Origin of the sequence: Clostridium subterminale, assembly GCF_039521425.1 — a bacterium.
Taxonomy (GTDB): Bacteria; Bacillota; Clostridia; order Clostridiales; family Clostridiaceae; genus Clostridium_J; species Clostridium_J subterminale.
Window position 1 is genome coordinate 818,320 of the sequence record NZ_BAAACI010000006.1, and the last position, 19,871, is coordinate 838,190.

19 protein-coding genes are annotated in these 19,871 nt (G+C 29.1%); 13 read left to right on the plus strand and 6 right to left on the minus strand.

Translation table 11 applies throughout. The features are described 5' to 3' along the window. Window positions 1-29: 29 nt before the first annotated feature. The gene (locus tag ABDZ93_RS13055) at window positions 30-563 is read right to left on the minus strand and encodes a DUF6512 family protein (protein WP_343826850.1); all 534 of its coding nucleotides are present in this window, start codon (window positions 561-563) and stop codon (window positions 30-32) included. A gap of 193 nt (window positions 564-756) precedes the next feature. On the opposite strand from ABDZ93_RS13055, the gene ABDZ93_RS13060 reads away from it, so the two are divergent. From ABDZ93_RS13060 to ABDZ93_RS13110, 11 genes are all read left to right on the plus strand, one after another. Then, window positions 757-1,371: a superoxide dismutase gene (locus ABDZ93_RS13060; protein WP_343826851.1), complete on the plus strand. Its 615-nt coding sequence runs from the start codon at window positions 757-759 to the stop codon at window positions 1,369-1,371. Window positions 1,372-1,764: 393 nt separating this feature from the next. Then, window positions 1,765-2,100, plus strand: coding sequence for a PadR family transcriptional regulator (locus ABDZ93_RS13065; protein WP_343826852.1), 336 nt, complete (start codon window positions 1,765-1,767; stop codon window positions 2,098-2,100). Then, on the plus strand, window positions 2,093-3,061 hold the full coding sequence (locus tag ABDZ93_RS13070; RefSeq protein WP_343826853.1) for a DUF1700 domain-containing protein: 969 nt from the start codon (window positions 2,093-2,095) through the stop codon (window positions 3,059-3,061). Before ABDZ93_RS13065 ends, ABDZ93_RS13070 begins: the two co-directional genes overlap by 8 nt. Further along, entirely contained in the window at window positions 3,054-4,148 is a 1,095-nt protein-coding gene (locus ABDZ93_RS13075; protein WP_343826854.1) for a hypothetical protein, read from the plus strand. Before ABDZ93_RS13070 ends, ABDZ93_RS13075 begins: the two co-directional genes overlap by 8 nt. Before the next feature lie 306 nt (window positions 4,149-4,454). Then, window positions 4,455-5,630: a murein hydrolase activator EnvC family protein gene (locus tag ABDZ93_RS13080; protein WP_343826855.1), complete on the plus strand. Its 1,176-nt coding sequence runs from the start codon at window positions 4,455-4,457 to the stop codon at window positions 5,628-5,630. A gap of 467 nt (window positions 5,631-6,097) precedes the next feature. Continuing rightward, a complete protein-coding gene (locus ABDZ93_RS13085) occupies window positions 6,098-6,778 on the plus strand; it encodes an ABC transporter ATP-binding protein (RefSeq protein WP_343826856.1) in 681 nt (226 codons plus the stop codon). A gap of 12 nt (window positions 6,779-6,790) precedes the next feature. Beyond that, complete coding sequence (locus tag ABDZ93_RS13090; protein WP_343826857.1) at window positions 6,791-9,316, plus strand: ABC transporter permease; 2,526 nt, start codon at window positions 6,791-6,793, stop codon at window positions 9,314-9,316. Window positions 9,317-9,547: 231 nt separating this feature from the next. Next, window positions 9,548-10,246: a response regulator transcription factor gene (locus ABDZ93_RS13095; protein ID WP_343826858.1), complete on the plus strand. Its 699-nt coding sequence runs from the start codon at window positions 9,548-9,550 to the stop codon at window positions 10,244-10,246. 9 nt (window positions 10,247-10,255) lie between these two features. Then, window positions 10,256-11,539: a sensor histidine kinase gene (locus ABDZ93_RS13100; protein WP_343826859.1), complete on the plus strand. Its 1,284-nt coding sequence runs from the start codon at window positions 10,256-10,258 to the stop codon at window positions 11,537-11,539. Window positions 11,540-11,748: 209 nt separating this feature from the next. Beyond that, the gene (locus ABDZ93_RS13105; RefSeq protein ID WP_343826860.1) at window positions 11,749-13,128 is read left to right on the plus strand and encodes a DNA recombination protein RmuC; all 1,380 of its coding nucleotides are present in this window, start codon (window positions 11,749-11,751) and stop codon (window positions 13,126-13,128) included. A 150-nt stretch (window positions 13,129-13,278) separates the two neighbouring features. Continuing rightward, window positions 13,279-14,184 (plus strand): GGDEF domain-containing protein, encoded by a 906-nt coding sequence (locus ABDZ93_RS13110; RefSeq protein WP_343826861.1) that lies wholly within the window; start codon window positions 13,279-13,281, stop codon window positions 14,182-14,184. Window positions 14,185-14,318: 134 nt separating this feature from the next. Here ABDZ93_RS13110 and ABDZ93_RS13115 read toward each other — a convergent pair whose 3' ends face one another. The 4 genes from ABDZ93_RS13115 to ABDZ93_RS13130 all read right to left on the minus strand — a co-directional run bounded on the left by ABDZ93_RS13115 (window position 14,319) and on the right by ABDZ93_RS13130 (window position 17,303). Further along, window positions 14,319-15,431, minus strand: coding sequence for an aldo/keto reductase (locus tag ABDZ93_RS13115; RefSeq protein WP_343826862.1), 1,113 nt, complete (start codon window positions 15,429-15,431; stop codon window positions 14,319-14,321). Beyond that, window positions 15,428-15,862, minus strand: coding sequence for a DUF1893 domain-containing protein (locus ABDZ93_RS13120; RefSeq protein ID WP_343826863.1), 435 nt, complete (start codon window positions 15,860-15,862; stop codon window positions 15,428-15,430). The genes ABDZ93_RS13115 and ABDZ93_RS13120 overlap by 4 nt, the downstream gene beginning before the upstream one ends. A gap of 18 nt (window positions 15,863-15,880) precedes the next feature. Next, entirely contained in the window at window positions 15,881-16,414 is a 534-nt protein-coding gene (locus ABDZ93_RS13125) for an ECF transporter S component (protein ID WP_343826864.1), read from the minus strand. 184 nt (window positions 16,415-16,598) lie between these two features. Beyond that, the gene (locus tag ABDZ93_RS13130) at window positions 16,599-17,303 is read right to left on the minus strand and encodes a glycerophosphodiester phosphodiesterase family protein (protein WP_343826865.1); all 705 of its coding nucleotides are present in this window, start codon (window positions 17,301-17,303) and stop codon (window positions 16,599-16,601) included. Between the two features lie 293 nt (window positions 17,304-17,596). On the opposite strand from ABDZ93_RS13130, the gene ABDZ93_RS13135 reads away from it, so the two are divergent. Next, entirely contained in the window at window positions 17,597-18,319 is a 723-nt protein-coding gene (locus ABDZ93_RS13135) for a DUF1287 domain-containing protein (protein ID WP_343826866.1), read from the plus strand. A 48-nt stretch (window positions 18,320-18,367) separates the two neighbouring features. Here the strand turns inward: ABDZ93_RS13135 and ABDZ93_RS13140 are convergent, their stop codons facing one another. Beyond that, window positions 18,368-18,523 (minus strand): hypothetical protein, encoded by a 156-nt coding sequence (locus ABDZ93_RS13140; protein WP_167402876.1) that lies wholly within the window; start codon window positions 18,521-18,523, stop codon window positions 18,368-18,370. 94 nt (window positions 18,524-18,617) lie between these two features. Here ABDZ93_RS13140 and ABDZ93_RS13145 point away from each other — a divergent pair, with 94 nt between their 5' ends. Next, window positions 18,618-19,850: a glycoside hydrolase family 3 protein gene (locus ABDZ93_RS13145; protein WP_343826867.1), complete on the plus strand. Its 1,233-nt coding sequence runs from the start codon at window positions 18,618-18,620 to the stop codon at window positions 19,848-19,850. The last annotated feature ends 21 nt before the right edge of the window (window positions 19,851-19,871 follow it).

Here is a 19,871-nt window from a genome sequence, read left to right on the forward strand (position 1 = left end):
TCAATTTTAATTGTATTTGTTGTGAGAGTTTAATTTTTGATACCATAAGAATTGGATACAGAGCAATAAAATATAGGTAATTTTGGTGGACAATAGGTAAATAAATAAAAAGTGAATGTAGCACCAACTAACATAATAATAGCTATTTTATTCATAATTGATGGAAATTCAGGCAATTGCATTAAATTATAGCTTACTAATAACCCTATTAGAATACTAACTTCAAAGATAATTAAATCTTTTAAAAGTGAGTGGGAGCCACTAATTTTAAGCATTCCATAATAAAGGACTAACATTGAAATTGTAGTTATATAGGCGCTTATAGTTTTCGCAAAGAGAAAATTATTTACATATTGACCGACAAAAAAATATTCTATAATAGCAAAGATAATAGGAGCCCAAAAGGTAAGTTTACAGTGTTCCCATATGCTTTCATTAACAGCAAAGATACCAGAGGTAAAAGTTAACTTGTTTGTTACTTCATAGCCAAAATGTATTAATGCCCCTATTAGGAAAATCATAATTGCACCAATGCATTCCCACATAAATAGTGTGGATTTCATAAAACATCTCTCCTTAATTATTGATTTTTAAAACAAATTTATAACATATTAATGTATATGAAATATTAATGAATAATATATTAAGTAAATTATAATAATAAATTATATGTAAAAATTTTTATTAGTGCTTATATGGATGAAAAGTGGTAAAATATAAGCATATGTTATAAATGGAAAGGGTAGGTGGATTAAAATGACATATGATAAAATTAAATTACCTTATGAATACAATGGGCTAGAGCCACACATTGATGCTTTAACAGTAGAAACTCACTACGGCAAACATTTACAAACATACGTAAATAATCTTAACAAATTACTTGAAGGACATGAAGCACTTACTGAAGGTAAAACTTTAGAACAATTGTTAGAGAATTTAGATAGTATTCCAAATGAAATTCGCCAAGGAGTTATTAATCAAGGTGGAGGAGTGGCAAACCACAACTTTTACTTTAGTATTTTAACACCAGGTGGAAAAGGCGAACCAAAAGGACAATTACTTGAAAAAATCAATAAAGCTTTTGGAAGCGTTGCTAATATGAAAGAAGCTGTTTCTAAAGCTGCTATTGGACAATTTGGTTCAGGTTATGGATGGCTAGTTTTAAATAGTGACGCTGAGCTAGAAGTTATGGCTACTTTAAATCAAGAGTCACCTTTAAGTAAAGGTAAAAAACCACTTGTGACTATTGACGTTTGGGAACATGCGTATTATTTAAAATATAAAAATGTACGACCAGATTACGTTAATAGCATTTGGAATTTATTTAACTGGGATAAAATTCAAGAAGTATATGAAAGCTATAAATAATTTATTTTAACATTGGATAACCAAGGCTTAAAGCCTTGGTTATTTTATATTGAAATGTATAAAGAAACTGTGAAATAAATTATAATATTGGAATTAAATGTATTTATAAATCTTTATGTTCTATTTATGATATTTTTAATATATAGCTATTGTGTATGACACAATACTATGATAACATAAGAATATAAGAGTACTACGTAAAACGTAGTACTAAATTTTAAAAGGACTACTACGTTTTACATAGTAAAGTTGCTGAAATTTTTAGAAGGGTTGTGTAATACACAGTAACTTCTATATTTTTTAAGACACTATTGTGTTTTACATAGTATAAGGATAGTTAAAATAGATACAAAGAAAAGTATGTTATTAAAACTTAATAAAGGAGGTTTAGATATGAGTACACAACTCAGAAAGGGTGTAATTGAAATCTGTGTTCTTACACTTATAAATGACAGAGATATGTATGGGTATGAAATCGTAGAAAATATTTCAAGAGTTATGTCAGTAAAGGAAAGCACTATATATCCATTATTACGAAGACTTACTACAGAAGGAAATTTTGAAACCTATATGGTGAAGTCTGAAGGTGGCCCAGATAGAAAATACTATAGGATTACAGACTATGGAAAAGGTAATTTAAGAACTTTAGTTAAGGAATGGGATGAATTTGTAAGGGATGTAAATTTAATATTAGGATGTTATAGGAAGGAGAATAAGGATAATGACTAAAAATGATTTTTTAGATATACTTAGAGATTACTTAAAGGGAGCTTTTAGTGAACTTGAGATAAATGATATATTAAGAGACTATGAGGAATTTTTCTTAAATGGAGAGTTACAGGGAAAGAGTGATGAGGAGATTATAAAAACATTAGGATCTCCTAAGAGTATTGCAAAAGAATTAACTGAAGAGATGAAGGGACAAGGCAAATCTACAAGTAATAGCAATAATGAATTTAAAGATAAGGTTTCTAAGGACGCTAAAAATCTTTGGAAAAATGTAAAGAGACAAGGAAAAAAGGCAGGTAATAAGACTAAAGAATTTTTAGATTCCAATTCAGTAATTAACGGGAAGATATCTTCTGCTGGAGTAAAATTAATAATATTTGTTATAAGCGTTCTATTATTTTTCCCAGCTTTAACAATAGTTATGTCTATGATAGCCAGTGGTTTAGGACTTGTTGGAATGTCAATTGCAAACTTTATAGGTTATCTAGGAGCTGCCTTCATTTGTGGAATTGATATATCTATGGGAGTGTTTGGATTCTTTGCTTGTATAGCATGGACTGGATTTATTATCTTAGGTTGGACAGTATACTGTTTAGTGTATAAAGGATTAAAATACCTAGTAGTTCAGTATATATCTTGGGTTAAAACTAGAAATATGTATGTAAGAGTTAAAAATCAACAAGAAAACACTGTAGATAATGAAAATGTTACTGAGAAAAATGAAGAGATAATTCATTATGAAGAGGAAAATAGAGATAGTACTGAGAATCAAACTGGATATGGTGAAACTTTTAATGAAAAATATATAGGTGAAGGTTTAAAGGGAAATGGAGAAGTCGAAGAAATTTCTGTAGAAGATAGGGCCCATGAAGAAAAGCCTATATTTACAGAAGTTATAGATGATGATTTTGAAGAAGGTATAGAAAATAAAGATAATAAGGAGGAGAAATCTAATGAATAGATGGAAAAAATCTCTTATTGTGGCTGGAATTTTTCTTGCAGTAGGAATTACAGGATCTATAATAAGTGGAGCTTATATGATGCCTAAAATTGTAAATAAAGTTTATAGAGTTCGACAAGAGATAATAAATGCAACTCCAACTGAAAGGGAAGTGTTTGTAACTGATGAACAGGTTGATGCTGTTGATATTTCATCCTTAGAGAATAAAGGATATAATGTAGAAATTAAACCTTCACCAGATAAAAATACAAGGGTCAAGGTACTAGAATATATAGAAAATGATATGAAGGTAGAAACTTCCTATGATGCTAATACAAAGGGACTTAAAGTTGTAGGAGACAGAACTATGTATAATTTCTTTGAAGCAGAAAATATAAGGGGATTTTTTGAAAAATCTTATGACGCAATTATATACACACTTATGGAAGAAAAAAATGATAATGCTCAAATTATTATAGAAGTCCCAGTAGGAGTAGACATTAATTTTAATAGTAATTATTATACGAACTTAATAATAAAGGATAGTAAAGTTTTAAAAGATACATTGATTTTCACAAGTCCTAGAGGTGGGTATGTAAATTTGCCATATAATAATACTCTTAAAAATATAAGTATTAAAACTAGCAATTATCTAGAAATAGATTTAAGGGAATTTATAAATGCTGAGAATATTAAAATCGATTGTAGTAATGCTAGAGTCTATTCAGGAGGTACTTATAATGATTATGAAGAGGGTAAAGTGTTGCCTGATAATGTTACCATCAATGCCGACTATATAAATATAGAATCCTACATGCCAATAGGGAAAAATGTTATATTAATTGGAAGGGACATAGATTATACTACTGATTTTAATGAATATGCTATGAATGTTGATTTAAAAGATAATCGTGGTGGAAGAGTACATTTTGATGGGGCTGATTTAGGTAATGAGGAAAACTTTAATTCTGTAACTTCAAATAGTAGTCATGAAGGATATATAGGTAGAGGAAAAAAGAAGGATTTCAAATTAAGTGTATCTGGATATGATATATGTGAATTTGAACATTCATCTACTACTGATTTAGAAATGGATTTATATGACTAATATATAGTTTGAAGTACAATTGAGCTGAAAGGCTGTTGCAAATATCTTGCTGATCTTTATAAAATATTGAGTATAGCTTTAAAATAAAGTTATACTCAATATTTATTTAAGATTAACTTATCTTGCAGCAGCTTTTTTATGAACAAATTTTAACTATATATATTATTGGTAGAGGGAAAGCTGTTGACATTTAATTTATAAGAAGTTAGTATATACCCATGAATGCTTGGACTAAGGAGGCGAATTAGAATAAACTTGGGAAAAATAAATTTTATAAGTTAAATAAAATTAAAAAGAGGGAAACTAATGAATAAGAAAATAAAGTTAATTATTTCAGTAATGATATGTACTAATTTAGTTGCCACTAGTGCGATGGCAGATGAAATAGGTGATAAGAAACAACAGTCAAATAGCATTGAAGAGGAAATAGGTAGTAGTAAGGAAAAAATAAAAGAGCTAGAAAAGAATAAAGAAGATGTTCTTCAGGATATGGTAGATCTTAATGAAGAGATAAATGCCTTAGATAATGAAATTTATAAATTGAAGTTAGATATGGATAAAGCTACTACGAAAATAGGGGACCTTAATGAAAAGGCTAAAAAGTTAGAAAAAGATTTAGAAGATAATAAGGACATCATGTACAAAAGAATGAAAACTCTATATAAAAATCAAGGACAAGGCTATATTGAGGCTCTTTTTGAATCTAAGGGACTTTCTGATTTTTTTAATAGACTCGAAATGGTTAAAACTATTCTAGATTTCGATAAGGGAGTATTGTCTGATTTTGCAAATAGCCAAAAGGAATTACAGGAAACACTACAAGTGGCATCTAGGGAAAAAGAAGCTCTACAGCAAAATATGGCTATAAAAGAATCAAAATCAAAAGAGATTGATAGCAAGAAAAATGAAAAATCTGTGATGATGGATAAGATAGAAGAGGATATAGATGTTCAGGAAAAAATGATAGCTCAAAAGGAATCAGAATTTCAAGAAATTGTTGCTATAATTAATGATATGGAAGAAGCTTATAAAAGACCAAGTAGAGGGGCTTCAACCAATTCACAAGGTGGACAAGTATCATCTAATGGTGAGATTTCCTCTATAACTGGGAATATAGCTTATCCAATTACATCAGGCTATGGATGGAGGACAAATCCTATTAGTGGTAAGGAAGAATTTCAAGCTGCCGTTGATATTGGAGCGCCACAAGGTGCAGGTGTACATTCATTGATGGATGGTACTGTAGCTTATTCAGGTTGGATGAATGGTTATGGAAATGTAGTAGTAATAAATCATGGAAGCATTAGCAGCTTATATGCTCATAATTCACAGCTTTTAGTTAGTGCAGGAGATAGCGTTAAAGGTGGACAACAGATTTCCTTAGTGGGAACTACGGGATATTCAACAGGACCACATATACATTTTGAAGTTACCAATGCTAGCGGAGAGAAAATAGATCCAACACCATATTATATTTATTAGGAAGATAATACATATAATTTAAAATACATAGAAAATTTAAAATAATTTTTTGGAATACAAGAGTGTAGTTAAATTTGTTTATAGGATTTAACTACACTCTTTCTTATATGACTAAATTGTAAGATAATTATTGATTATGTAAGATAAGGTTTATGGTGAAAGAGATTTTTAATATATATAATGATATTTGTAAAGAGAATGAAGGGACTAATATGATTTAATTAATAAAACTATTAACTTCACTGAGATTCAAGTTATTATGACTATAAGGCATCTTCAAAAAATAAGTAAGTCAGAATGCTCGTCTATTTTGTGTCATACTGCGTCAACAAAACCCTTAGATAGTGCTACTATCTGCGGAACCTGTTTCCTTGTCTAACTCAAAATATACTTCCCATCTTTGACTTATTATTTATTTTCAGATGCCTAAAATAAAAATGTAAATATACAATAAAGGAGAATTACACATGGAGATTTTAAAAGTTGAAAATTTAAAGAAATATTATGGACAAGGAGATAATCAGGTTCGTGCTTTAGATGATGTTAGTTTCAGTGTTGATAAAGGACAATTTGTAGCTATAGTTGGAGCTTCTGGTTCTGGAAAATCTACATTACTACACCTAATTGGGGGCTTAGATACTCCTACAGAAGGAAAGGTATTTATAAATGATATAGATATATATAAACAGAATGAAACTGGACTTAGCATTTTTAGAAGGAGAAATATAGGATTTATATTTCAGTTTTTTAATTTGATGCCTATTCTTGATGTAGAAGAGAATATTTCCTTACCAGCTCTTCTTGATAGTGAAAAAGTAGATGAGAAATACTTAGATGAAATTATATCTATGATTGGACTAGAAGATAGAAGAAAGCATATTCCAGCAGAGCTTTCAGGAGGACAACAGCAAAGAGTGTCTATAGCAAGAGCTCTTATTAATAAACCATCTATAGTTCTTGCAGATGAGCCAACAGGAAATTTAGATAGTAAAAATTCTAAAGAGGTAATAGAACTTTTAAAGGTTACAGCAAGAAAATACAATCAAACTCTAATACTTATAACCCATGATAGTAAGGTAGCTGAGCAAGCAGATAGAGTTATAACCATAAGTGATGGAAAAATAGAAAGTGATAAAATTATGGCATAGGGGGAATAAACATTGATTAGCAGTTATAAAACTTTAAGTTGGAAATACTTAAAGGATAATAAAAAAAGAACTATATTAACTATAATAGGAATAATATTATCAGTTGCACTTATAACATCTATATGCACTTTTATATTAACGGTACAAAATTCAATGTTAGAAAATACAAAGAAAACAATAGGAGCTTTTCATGTAGCTATAACTAATGTATCTGAGAATGAAATAAATAAAATTGAGACTAATCCTAAGGTAAATTCCATAGGAGTTATGGTTAGTGAAGATGCAGTACCCTTTATTAAAAATAAGAGTATTCAACTTAATTATTTAAATGAGGCAGCCTTAAAGCTGATGAATGTAAATTTGGAGGAAGGACAACTACCTAAAAACGATAATGAAATTGTTATTGAAAGATGGATTCTTAGATATTTTAATGAAGAAATCAAAGTTGGAGATGGAGTTAAAATACAAGATGAAACTGGAAATGAAAGAAATTATATTTTGTCTGGAATAGCTAAGGACGATTGGAAAAATCAAAGTGAAGGCATATCAAAGGCTTATTTGATAAAAAATAGTAGTATTATAAAAGAAGACTCTACAGTATTAGTTGAAATTAATGAAAAAGCAGATAAACAAGAAGTGATCAGCGAGATATCTAATCTAATTAGTGGTAAAAGTAAAGTAAATCAAAATAAGGATTTATTAAGGCTTACAGGGGAATCTAGTAATGGAGGACTAAATAGGTCTATATATAGTGTAACTTTTATTGTCATAGGAATTGTTGTTTTAGCTACAGTAGTGGTTATCTATAATGCATTCCATATTAGTATAGCAGAGAGAATGAAGCAATTTGGCTTGTTAAGAGCTATTGGAACTACTAAAAAACAAATTATGACCCTAGTAATTAGGGAAGCATCTATTATGATACTTATAGGTATTCCACTTGGAATATTTTTTGGAATAGTGTCTGTATATTGTATTGTCTTTACATTTAGTAAAATATCAGGTTTTGGAGATTTTTCAAACCTTAAAGTGGTAATATCACCTTTAGCACTATTGATAAGTGGAGGTGTAGGAGCTGTAACTATATACTTCTCAGCTTATCTACCAGCTAGGGGTGCAGGGAAAACTTCACCTTTAGTTGCAATAAGTAGCCAATCTTTAATTAAAAAAGAAAAGAAAAATAAAAGTGGTAAATTTTTAGGAAGATTCCTTAAAGTCGATACTACCATAGCTTTAAAAAATGTAAAAAGAAATAAAAGAAGATTTTATGTAACTGTATTATCTATGGCTATAAGCGTAACTTTATTTGTAGCTTTTACGAGTTTTGCTAAGTTTTCTAGTAATTTTGCAGAAAAGGTTACAGAAGATAATGATATGGCATTTAGTATATTTCAAAACTACAATACTGATGAGCCACAGGATATAGATGGTAAAATCATTGAAGAAGTAAAAAGTATTCCAGGAATAGAGGAAACATATATAAATTATAAGTATATTCCAATGGAAGGGTTTGTTGATAATTCTGCTATACCGGAAGAAGTTAGACAGTGGGCATCAGAAAATGATAGTGAAGATTTATTTAATAGTAAAGTGGATGGAGAAAATAAGTCTAAAATTAGGGTTGTATTTCAAGCCTATGAGGATAATAAATTAGAAGCAGCTAAAAAATATATTAAAGAAGGTAGTATTGATAATCTTAAGGATGGAGAAGTTATTATAGTTAGAGAAACAATATTCTTTGGAGAGGAGAGAAGTCTTATTGCGCCTATGGCTAAGCTTAAGGTTGGAGATGAAGTTTTAATTAGTAATGCTGAGTATTCAGATGGACAAAAGGAATTTAATGGTAAAGATCTTAAAAAGGTTAAGGTAGCAGCAATTGTAGATGTACAGCCATTCAATTCTGTTGAGTACCAAGGAACACTGAATATTATAGGAAGCAATGAGACTGCTAAAAATATAATAGAAGGTAATCCACAGCAGATGGAAAACTTTAAAATTGATGGTATAGAAATAAAGATTAGTGATGAAAGCTATGTAGATAAAATAGATGAGTCTCTAAAAAAGATAGAAAATACTAATGCAGGGCTTAATTATAATAATAAGATTGAGGCTGCTAAAAGCGATAAGGCATTCAAATTGCAAATAAGTATATTACTTATGGGCTTTACAATAGTAATTGCGCTAATAAGTGCTGTAAATATAGTGAATACAGTAACTACAAATATTCTTCTCAGAAGCAAAGAAATAGCAGCTTTAAAAGCTATAGGAATGACAAGGAAACAAGTAAAAAAGATGATAACTTTTGAAGGAGTATTATTTGGATTATATGGCGGAATCATTGGCTCCATACTAGGTACTATATTATCATATGTATTGTATAATCCAATGTCCAACATTAGAGATTTCAAGTTTATATTACCTTGGGAGAGTATTATTATAGCTATAATAGCTGTAGTTATTATGGGATATGTTTCAGCACTAATACCTCTTAGAAGATTAAATAAAGAAAATATTATTGATGGTATAAGGGGAGAGTAAACTATTATATAAAGTAGCAATTCTAAAATAAGAAATAGATAAAATAAAAATCCAAGGAAATATTCTTTGGATTTTTGTTTTAATATAATTCTAAGATAAGCTTTTTAAAATCATTATGATGTTATATGATTTTAATGATAGTATCAAGTTATAAATGCAAATTTTAATTAGTGTTTAGGGATTAATGTTAAATAAATAATTTAAAGGTTTGTTTATGAAGGAGGTTGCGTGATGAATAGAATTTTATTAGTTGAAGATGATCAGGCATTGGCTTTAGGAGTAGAATATACCCTTCAAGAAGAAGGATATCAGGTTTTTAGAGCGGGATCGATAGAGAATGGAAAAGATAAATTTAATAATACGGATTTTGATTTGATACTTTTAGATATAAATTTACCTGATGGAAGTGGATATGACTTTTGTAAGTATGTAAAAGAAAAGAAGGACACACCTATAATATTTTTAACTGCCCTAGATGAGGAGGTAAATATAATTTTGGGATTAGATATGGGCGGTGATGATTATATAACAAAACCTTTTAGAGTAAAGGAGTTATTATCAAGAATTCGTGTAGTTTTAAGAAGAGTTGGCAAAGGTGATAGCATTTTGACACTTTTAAAATCAGAAGATATAACTATTAACACGTCTAGTGCAGAAGTGTCCAAAGGTAGTGAAAAGATATCATTGACAGCAAAGGAATATAAGCTTCTTTTAGCATTTCTACAGAATCCAGGAATATTACTTAGCAAGGAGCACATATTAAGGGAGTTATTTGGTGATGAGGGAGCATATGTGGAGGAAAATACCCTTTCAGTCTATATTAAAAGACTTAGAGAAAAGATAGAGGATAATCCTAGTAAGCCAGAATATGTTATTACCAAAAGAGGAATGGGCTATATGTGGATAAAAGAAGTTGTTAATGGAAAGTAGGAGAAATTAATGAAAGAGCTTATAAATCCAGAATTAAAAAAGAGTTCCATAGTATTGATGACTATAATTACAATATTTATATTTATCGTGAACGTATGGATTACTTTTAGTTTTAATAGTATAAAGAGTCAATATATAGATGGCAGAGCTGCAATGATATCTATAATGTCAGAAAAATTCCCTAACATTGAAGCGGATTTAGTAGAGGTAGCCTTTAAAGTGCCAACAAAGGAAGAGATAAAATTAGGAGAAAAAATTTTAGATAATTACGGGTATAAAGACAATTTAGATATAATGTATATAGATGGAATAAATGAAGCTTTTAAAAATAGCAAATTTATATTTATAATTATAGGTAGTACATTTGGAGGTTTACTAATATTATTAAATTATATTCAGTATAGATGTATATATAGTCGAGTAAGAAATTTGACAAGAGCTTCAAAGGAAATACTGGAAGAAAACTATGATGTAAATCTTTATGAAGAGAAGGAAGGAGATTTTGCAAAACTTTCTTATGGATTTAAAAATATGAGACAAGTTTTACAAAGTCAGATGATAGATTTAAAAAAGGAAAAGGAGTTTCTAGTAAATATATTATCAGACATATCCCATCAATTAAAAACACCACTGTCTGCTCTTATTATTTACAATGATATTTTAAGTAATAAGGAAATTAGTGAAGAAAATAGGAAAAAATTCTTAAATAATAGTAAGACACAATTAAATCGTATGGATTGGCTTATAAAAAGTATGTTGAAGCTAGCTAAGGTAGATGCAAGAGCAATTGAATTTAATATGAAGGAAAATAGTTTAGTTAATACTATTTATGAAGTTATAGACAATGTTGCATTGATGGCAGCAGAAAATAAAGTTAATATAATATTTGAAAATAAAATGTATGAAGAGGCATTAATAAGTAATAAAGTAGAAATTGACAAAGAAAATAAAAATAAGTTTATGTTTAATTATGACGAGAAATGGTTAGGAGAAGCTTTGATTAATATAGTTAAGAATGGTATAGAGCATAGTGATAATGGTGAAATTTATATAGAGCTTGAAGAAAATCATATAAATACAAAGATAATAGTAAGGGACAAGGGAGTAGGAATTAGTGAAAAGGATCTTCCTAATATTTTTAAGAGATTTTATAAGGGGGGAAAATCTGAGTCTGTTGGAATTGGATTATCTCTTAGTAAATCAATTATTGAAGCGCAAGGAGGATATATAGAAGTTAGAAGTAAAGTGGACATAGGTACTGAATTTAAAATTGTACTTATGAGAAGTATTTAATATAAATTATAAAGATAGTAAAAAAGACTGAAGAATTTAATATATTTGTAATTTTATGATGAAAAATGATATAATGAATAAGGGAACATATTTTCATGTTTCTTAATTTAACCTTAAATATAAGGCTATATAGATAAAATTTTCTATTTAGCCTTTAAGTGGTATTTAAGGTTTTATTCTTATATAATTTTAAGAATGGAGATGAGGTTATGGAGATTCTTTTGGTAATTGTAATTATATTATTAATTATAAATACATATTTTACTTTAAACAATTCTAGAAATAGAATTCAAAAGGGCAGTACAGCTAATATTGGGAATTCAATTTTACAGATACAGCAAGGAGTAGGAGATATAGATAAAAGTGTTGATAAATTAGAAAAAGCATTTAGAGATGAAATTTCTAGAAATAGAGAGGAATCCCGTAAAGGTGAAAAAGAAGCTAGAATTGAGTTGAGTATTCAAGTACAGAGGTTAAGTGAAGCTATTTTAGGTAGAATGAGTGAAATAGCAAATTTTCAAAAGAATCAATTAGACACTTATTCTAATACTATAGAAAAATCCCTTAAATCCTTCGAAAATCAATTTTCTAAAAGTGTTAATGAGTTTAATAATCTTCAAAAGGAAAAATTTAATGATTTATCCCAAAAACAAGGTGAATTACTTAAATCCACTGAGGATAAGTTAGAAAAAATGAGAGAAACTGTGGATGAAAAGTTGCAAAGTACTTTGGAAAAGAGACTAGGAGAGTCCTTTAAGCTGGTAAGTGAAAGATTAGAAGTTGTACATAAAGGACTAGGGGAGATGCAAACCTTAGCCATGGGAGTAGGAGATTTAAAAAAAGTCCTTTCTAATGTTAAAACTAGAGGAACTCTAGGAGAAATTCAGTTAGGAAGGATTTTAGATCAGATTCTAACTAAAGATCAGTATGACATAAATGTAGCAACTAAAAAGGGATCTAGAGATAATGTGGAATTTGCAATAAGACTTCCTGGTAAGGATAAAGCTTCTGATGTAGTATATCTTCCAGTAGATTCAAAGTTTCCTTTAGATGTATATCATAACTTAGTGGATGCCTATGATACAGGAGATCAAAGTTTAATTGAAGAGGGTTATAAAAAGTTAGAAGCAGCTATAAAGAAGTCAGCTAAGGATATTAGAGATAAATATATTGACCCACCTTATACCACTGATTTTGCAATTATGTTTTTACCAATAGAAGGTCTTTATGCAGAGGTAGTTAAGAGAACTAATTTAGTTGAAATTCTTCAAAGAGAGTATAAGATAAATATAACAGGACCCACAACTTTAGCAGCACTTTTAAATAGTTTACAGATGGGCTTTAGAACTCTTGCTATTGAAAAGAGATCTAGTGAGGTCTGGAATGTACTTGGAGCAGTAAAAACAGAGTTTGGAAAATTTGAAGAAGTGCTTAAATCTACACAAAAAAAGTTAAATCAAGCAAGTACAGATTTAGATAAACTTGTAGGTACAAGGACTAAGCAGATTAACAAAAAACTTATGAGTGTAGAAAGTTTGACAAATGATGTATCAGAGAAATATATAGATGTATTTCCTATAGAGGAATAGTGGCGTATAAGTATATTCTAGATTGTTTTTGTCTAATATATATGAAAGACATTCTAGAATAACACATATTGAAATAATTCATTAAGTTTTTAAAAATAAAAAAGACAAAACATAATGAAACCATATTTTAAAAAAGGAGGCTTTTGAAGTATGGATATAATGAATGATGTAAAAGAGAGACTTTCAATTTTTAAAAATATATACGATATGATAAGAATAGTTGATCCAATGAAAAATGAAATTATATCAACAGAGAGTGATACTATGAATGCTGATACACACTGTTATGAGTTATGGAATAGGAATGGTATATGTGAAAATTGTGTTTCTAAAAAGGCATATGAAAGTAATGAAACCGTAGTAAAAATAGAGTATAACAATAATAAAATTTTTGTAGTTATGGCGTCTCCTATAAATATTGGTAAAGAAACATATATAGTTGAATTACTGAAGGATATATCCCAAGGGGGGGTTATTATAGATAGAGATAGGGAATATTCGGAATCTATCGAGAATTTTTTGAAAAATATACAGGAAACTACCTTAATAGATGATCTTACAGGGGTATATAATCGAAGGTACATAAGAGAGCGATTAGAAGTTGATGTTGAGAAATCTATAAGAGAACATAAACCTATGTCTGTTATAATGGCAGATATAGATTATTTTAAGGAAATTAATGATACCTATGGTCATATAGTTGGAGATAATGTATTAAAAGACTTTACGCGAATTGTTTCTAAATATATTAGAAGTAATGGAAACGATTGGATTGGGCGTTATGGTGGAGAAGAATTTTTAATAGTTTTAAATGACACAGACGAAGATAAAGCAGAAATTATTGCAGAAAGAATTAGGAGAAATTTGGAGGAAACCACCCTTGAATATAAGGGGAATAAGTTTAGTATAACCTGTAGTTTCGGGGTATATGGCTTTAGAGATTCAGATATGAATACCGAAGATATAATACATAGGGCAGATATAAATCTTTATGAGGCTAAGGAAAAGGGAAGAAATACTACGGTAGTTAATAAAAATAGGTTAAAGGATAAATAAAATTATAAATAATTTATAATTAGTATTTTAAAGTACATAACAGAGAAAAGATATGAATTTATTAAATGAAATGTTAATAAATCCATATCTTTTTAATATAGAGCTAAACTACATAACTAACACATTATAAATAACTAGTTATTTATCACACTGCGATTAATCCAAGCTAGTCTGTCTACTATATTTAACTTTTGTGTACAAAGAGTTTCACATTTTTTACAGCCAATGCAATCACTAGGAGCCATATCTTTCTCAAAGTCAATATCGCCATATTTAGAGAGTAATTTATACATTTCTTTTATACCACTAAGTCCTTTTAATACGTAATAATTATATAAATCCATGTATTTAGGAATGTTAATACCTTTAGGACAGTGATTACAATATTGACAGGTTGTACATAGTTGATTCATATCTTGCTTAAGAGAAGATTTTAAAGTTTCTATTTGAGAGTTTTTGAGAATAGTAAGGTTTTTAACAGCATCTACATTATGCCTAACTTCTTCCTTGCTACTCATACCAGATAGAGTTACAGAGATACCTTCATGAGAAGCATTAAAACGTAACGCTGCTTGCACAACACTTTCATCTTCATTTTCTTTTACAAATGAAAAATATTCTTTATTTTCGGGAATCAAGCCACCGCATAAAGGGTTCATGGTCGCTACTCCTAGACCATGCTGATGAGCAGCCAAAATACCTTCTTGTCGATACGGGAAGTTTAAAATGTTGTACCCTAAGGTTACTCCTTCAAAATAGCCTTCTTCTACCATAATTCTAATTTCTTCACCAGAAGCATGGGTAGAAAATACTAGGTGGTCTATTAAGCCTTCCTCCTTAGCTTTAAGAGCTCCCCAATAAGGACCACCTTTGGCCATAACTTTTCTATAGTGATTAATGTCCATAATACACCACATATGATGAAAGTTAATTTTGTCTATACCAAGTCTTTTGAGGGAATTTTCTATTCTACGCCTTACTGAATCTGCATCTGGTTCGCTACCAAGACTACTTTTAGTAGATACATAGAATTCACCAGGCATATTTTTAAAAGCCTCTCCAAAGATATCTTCACTTCTATCTTTGCAATAGTTAGGTGCAGTATCAAAGTAATTTATACCGAGGCTATTTGCATACCTAACTATTTCACCTCCTTCTTCAATGGAACAATCATCTTTAAATCTCATTCCACCAAAGCCGATGGCAGATACCATTTTACCAGTTTTACCATAGGGTTTATAAATCATTTTGTACACTCCTCTAATTCTCTATTTTTAATAAATGTATCAATTATGTTAAATCCTTCTTTAGGATTTATTGTGCCAGACAAAGAAGCTTCCATAGGACATTGCCCATTTTTTTTACGATTATTTATAAAAGGAACTATTTCTTCGTAGTCAAACTTAATATTATGGGAATTTAAAATATCTATAGCACCTTGGCTGATTATTTTTGTGTATATATATTCAACACCAACATAAATAGCCAGAAGAGCAACTGCCTTTCCTATAATTTTATCGCCCATTATTAACGGTATAGGAGACACTCCATTTTCTTTGATATATTTATATATAGGGCTTACACCTTTATCAAAAGAAGTCATCACAGTTTTTTCTTTGTTCATAAGAATACAGCTATATTTATATTCTTCAAGTAAAGTTTTTATACGGGTTTTCAATTTAATACGCCTCCCAATTTATTGAGTCATTAAGTTTTTAGTATATGGTAGCTTACATAATAAATAGAGAATTGGTGGAATAATTAACAGTTGAAGTATTATTCCGGGGATACCTTGAGTTATTGCTACAGATATACCCATAGCAGGTGGAAGGGTAATTCCTAAGAATTTTGTAGCAACGACAAAAACTAAACCTCTAGCTAGTCTACCTGCAATCATAGATACAATAAGTGATACATATATGTTGAATTTAAATTGCTTAAATATAAGACCTGTAAATAATCCATAGGTACCTAGCTCAAATATCATAAGATATAGCATAGGTATTGCAGGCATTGTTCCTCCAGTATATAAAAAGCTACAAATAGGACTTATAATACCAATTATTAAACCTGTAATAGGACCAAGGATAAATCCAGCAATTAAGACTGGAATATGCATAGGAAGAAGTGTAGTTCCAAGGCCAGGACCTCCTATTAAATGGAGTAATTGAGGAAGTAAAACGCTGCAAGCAATTAAAAGTCCGCTGTAAACTATTTGTTTTGTTTTCAATTTTATCACAACCTTTTTAATAATTATTTTTGGTTCCTAAACAATTATACCATTATAAGTAAAAGTACTTCTATAATTATTTTTAAAATTATGAATATTGAATCAACAATTTGATATAAAGCACAACAAAAGGAGTTAAAATAAGCAATTTAACTCCGTTTATCCACTGAATTTAAAATCATACTTAAATAAATTTCTCTATGTTATCGGTAAAGATACCATCGCATCCAATTTTATCAAGGTGATTGGCTATAAATGGTTTATTTACGGTGTAGGTAAATACCTTTAAACTATTATTATGAGCTAATCCTATTAAAGTCTCATTTACTAAATAAACATTAGGATTTAAAGAATAAGCACCTAGATTTTTAGCATAAGCAATTATATTATCTATTTTTTTATCAATTAGCACGCCTAATTTTATATTTTCATCTATAGATTTACATATTTCAAGGGAATTATGATTAAAACTGGAAAGTAATATTGTGTTTTCCATACCATGGTTCTTTATCAAATCAATAACGTCTTTTTCTATATTTTTATAGTGAATAACATCAGTTTTTAGCTCTATATTTATAAAGGCTTTACTAGGTTTAAGCAACTCTAAAACTTGACATAAAGCTGGAATCTTGCATAATTTATTGTTTTCACATTCAATATTTTTAGATTTTAAAGAACTTAGCTCTTCAAGGGTTAAGTCTTTTATAAGTCCTTTACCTTGAAAAGTTCTTTTAACATCCTCATCATGGATAACTACTAGTTTATTATCTTTTGTTTTATGAACATCTAATTCTACAGCTTTTGCACCTACCATAATAGCTTTATTAAAGGCAAGCAAAGTATTCTCAGGATAATTTTTACTAGCACCTCTATGAGCGAAATAAATCATAATTAATACACCTCCGTACATACATATATTACTACAGTTGAATAAAGGTGTTAATATGTAACAGAAGAATAATATAAGTTATATAAAAAATAAATTTAAATAAAAATTAAATTTAAGTTGAAGGAATATAAGAGTAATATTATAATTATATGCAATATTTTACATAAGGGTATTGGATAGCGTTGGAATTGTAGTTTTAATATAAGTAAGTGTAATTACTATAATAAGTCATTTTTTAAGATAAGTAATTAATATTCAATAGGAATTTTATTATATATATTATGGAGGTTATTATGAAGCATGCTTTTAAAAGAATTTGCCAATGGTTATGTATTTTCATATTAATATTTTTAATATCAATGGTTAATATAGACCCATTTAGAAGGTTTGTTATAAGTAGAATTGGGACTAGCTTCTGGAGTGTAGAAAGGGTCTTAGGAATAAATTCAGAAAATACTGAAGGAAAGGAATATAGTTTAATAGATAAGAATGATAATAATATTTCTGATGCCATAGATTTAGTTAGAGAAGCTAGAAATGAAGTAAAAAATAAAACTAAATATAAGAGTAATTATTATGATGGAGGTTATCCGCCTAAAAAAGAAGGGGTATGTACTGATGTTATATGGAGAGCATTTGAAAATATTAATATAAATCTTAAAGAATTAATGGATAAAGATATAAAAGATAATACAGAGATGTATCCAAGAGTTGATGGAAAACCTGATCCTAATATTGATTTTAGAAGAGTTCCTAATCAGTTAATATTTTTTCAGCGATTTGCAGAATCTTTAACTACAGAAATTAATTGGGAAGATAAAGAAATATTAAATCAGTGGCAACCGGGAGATATAGTAATTACATTAGAACCTTATGAGCATGTAGCTATAATCTCAGATAAATATGATAGTAAGGGAATTCCATATATAATTCACAATACGCCCCCAAGAGCTTCAGAATGTCCATTTATTTTTAAGCAAGGGGAAATAATAGGACACTTTAGATGGAAATACTAAAAAAAGTAATGGGGAAAATGCCCCATTACTAAAGGATAATCTATGACTTTAATTTATATGTGGACTTTGAAATCCTTCTCTTTTAATGGAGTGTTTTTTAGCAGTTCTATTATGATTTTTTCCTGTCTCACTAGTAATTGGTGTTTGATAATTACATTTTTCCATTCTAGCTTGTTTGTTATCTGGTTGACTATCTTTTGTCATAAAAATTCCTCCTAAAATAAATTAATTTGGATATAATTTTAGTGTGGTTTATTTTGTGTATTTTATTATAGGAAATTAAAGGAGTGTAAAATAAATGAAGAGTAATAGAAATATTTTTACGACAAAAAGTAAATTAATAAAGGTTATAACAATTATCGTAGTTATTTGCACATCTGTTATTTTATTCTGTGGATGTAGACTTATAAGTAAAGAAGTAAAGCGTAATAATGAAATAGATATAGAAGGGAAGTCTGATGGGGATTTGGAAAAGAATAATAGCGTAGAAGAACTCGGTGAAGAGGAGCTAGAAGTGGACTTAATACAAAATGAAATAGATTCTATGTCATTAGAGGAAAAAGTAGGTCAGATGTTTATTGTTGGATTTGATGGTTATGAAGTTGATGATAATATAATTAATTTAATAAAAAATAAAAAAATAGGAGGGATAATATTATTTAGTAAAAATATTAATACTGTAAATCAAACAAAAAAATTAATAGAAAATTTGAATGAATTAAATAGTGAAAACAAGTTTAAACTTTTTATGTCCTTGGATGAAGAAGGTGGAATTGTAAGCAGAATTCCTAAGGAAATGGGGCAGTTTGAATCTGCATGGGATGTAGGTGCCACTGGAGATTTAAATTATGCTTTTGAACATGGAAAAGCTATAGGCGAAACTATTAAATCTTTAGGATGTAACATGGACTTTGCGCCTGTACTAGATGTAAATTCTAATCCTAATAATCCAGTCATAGGAATTAGAGCATTTTCAAATGATCCTGAAATTGTTAGAACCATGGGTACAGAAGTGTATAAAGGCTTAAGAAAATCTGGTGTTTTAGCAGTAGGAAAACATTTTCCAGGACATGGAGATACGAATGTAGATTCCCATGTGGCAGTACCAGTTATAAATAAATCTCTTAATGAGTTAAAAAATTTAGAATTAATTCCATTTAAATATGCAATAGATAATGGTATGGATATGATAATGGTAAGTCATATATATTTACCTCAACTAGATAGTGAATATGTGGCAAGCCTATCTAATAATATTGTTACAAAGCTTTTAAGAGAAGAGTTGGGATTTAATGGAGTAGTAGTAACGGATGATATGATTATGGAAGGGGTTAAAGGGAAGTATCCAACTGCTGAATCAGCAGTTAAATCCATAGAAGCAGGAGATGATTTATTAATAGTGTCTGCAGGTATAGGTGATCAAAATAGTGCTATAGATGGAGTTATAGAAGCTGTTAGGAATGGTATTATTTCTGAAAAAAGAATTGATGAAAGTGTTTATAGAATTCTAAGAGTTAAAAATAATATGTAAAAGAACTGCAAAGCACAGTAG

What these genes read in the sequence shown, in the direction of transcription:
- ABDZ93_RS13055 (WP_343826850.1), bottom strand. Translation starts at nt 563, where the DNA reads ATGAAATCCACACTATTTATGTGGGAATGCATTGGTGCAATTATGATT.
- ABDZ93_RS13060 (WP_343826851.1), top strand. Translation starts at nt 757, where the DNA reads ATGACATATGATAAAATTAAATTACCTTATGAATACAATGGGCTAGAG.
- ABDZ93_RS13065 (WP_343826852.1), top strand. Translation starts at nt 1,765, where the DNA reads ATGAGTACACAACTCAGAAAGGGTGTAATTGAAATCTGTGTTCTTACA.
- ABDZ93_RS13070 (WP_343826853.1), top strand. Translation starts at nt 2,093, where the DNA reads ATGACTAAAAATGATTTTTTAGATATACTTAGAGATTACTTAAAGGGA.
- ABDZ93_RS13075 (WP_343826854.1), top strand. Translation starts at nt 3,054, where the DNA reads ATGAATAGATGGAAAAAATCTCTTATTGTGGCTGGAATTTTTCTTGCA.
- ABDZ93_RS13080 (WP_343826855.1), top strand. Translation starts at nt 4,455, where the DNA reads ATGAATAAGAAAATAAAGTTAATTATTTCAGTAATGATATGTACTAAT.
- ABDZ93_RS13085 (WP_343826856.1), top strand. Translation starts at nt 6,098, where the DNA reads ATGGAGATTTTAAAAGTTGAAAATTTAAAGAAATATTATGGACAAGGA.
- ABDZ93_RS13095 (WP_343826858.1), top strand. Translation starts at nt 9,548, where the DNA reads ATGAATAGAATTTTATTAGTTGAAGATGATCAGGCATTGGCTTTAGGA.
- ABDZ93_RS13100 (WP_343826859.1), top strand. Translation starts at nt 10,256, where the DNA reads ATGAAAGAGCTTATAAATCCAGAATTAAAAAAGAGTTCCATAGTATTG.
- ABDZ93_RS13105 (WP_343826860.1), top strand. Translation starts at nt 11,749, where the DNA reads ATGGAGATTCTTTTGGTAATTGTAATTATATTATTAATTATAAATACA.
- ABDZ93_RS13110 (WP_343826861.1), top strand. Translation starts at nt 13,279, where the DNA reads ATGGATATAATGAATGATGTAAAAGAGAGACTTTCAATTTTTAAAAAT.
- ABDZ93_RS13115 (WP_343826862.1), bottom strand. Translation starts at nt 15,431, where the DNA reads ATGATTTATAAACCCTATGGTAAAACTGGTAAAATGGTATCTGCCATC.
- ABDZ93_RS13130 (WP_343826865.1), bottom strand. Translation starts at nt 17,303, where the DNA reads ATGATTTATTTCGCTCATAGAGGTGCTAGTAAAAATTATCCTGAGAAT.
- ABDZ93_RS13135 (WP_343826866.1), top strand. Translation starts at nt 17,597, where the DNA reads ATGAAGCATGCTTTTAAAAGAATTTGCCAATGGTTATGTATTTTCATA.
- ABDZ93_RS13140 (WP_167402876.1), bottom strand. Translation starts at nt 18,523, where the DNA reads ATGACAAAAGATAGTCAACCAGATAACAAACAAGCTAGAATGGAAAAA.
- ABDZ93_RS13145 (WP_343826867.1), top strand. Translation starts at nt 18,618, where the DNA reads ATGAAGAGTAATAGAAATATTTTTACGACAAAAAGTAAATTAATAAAG.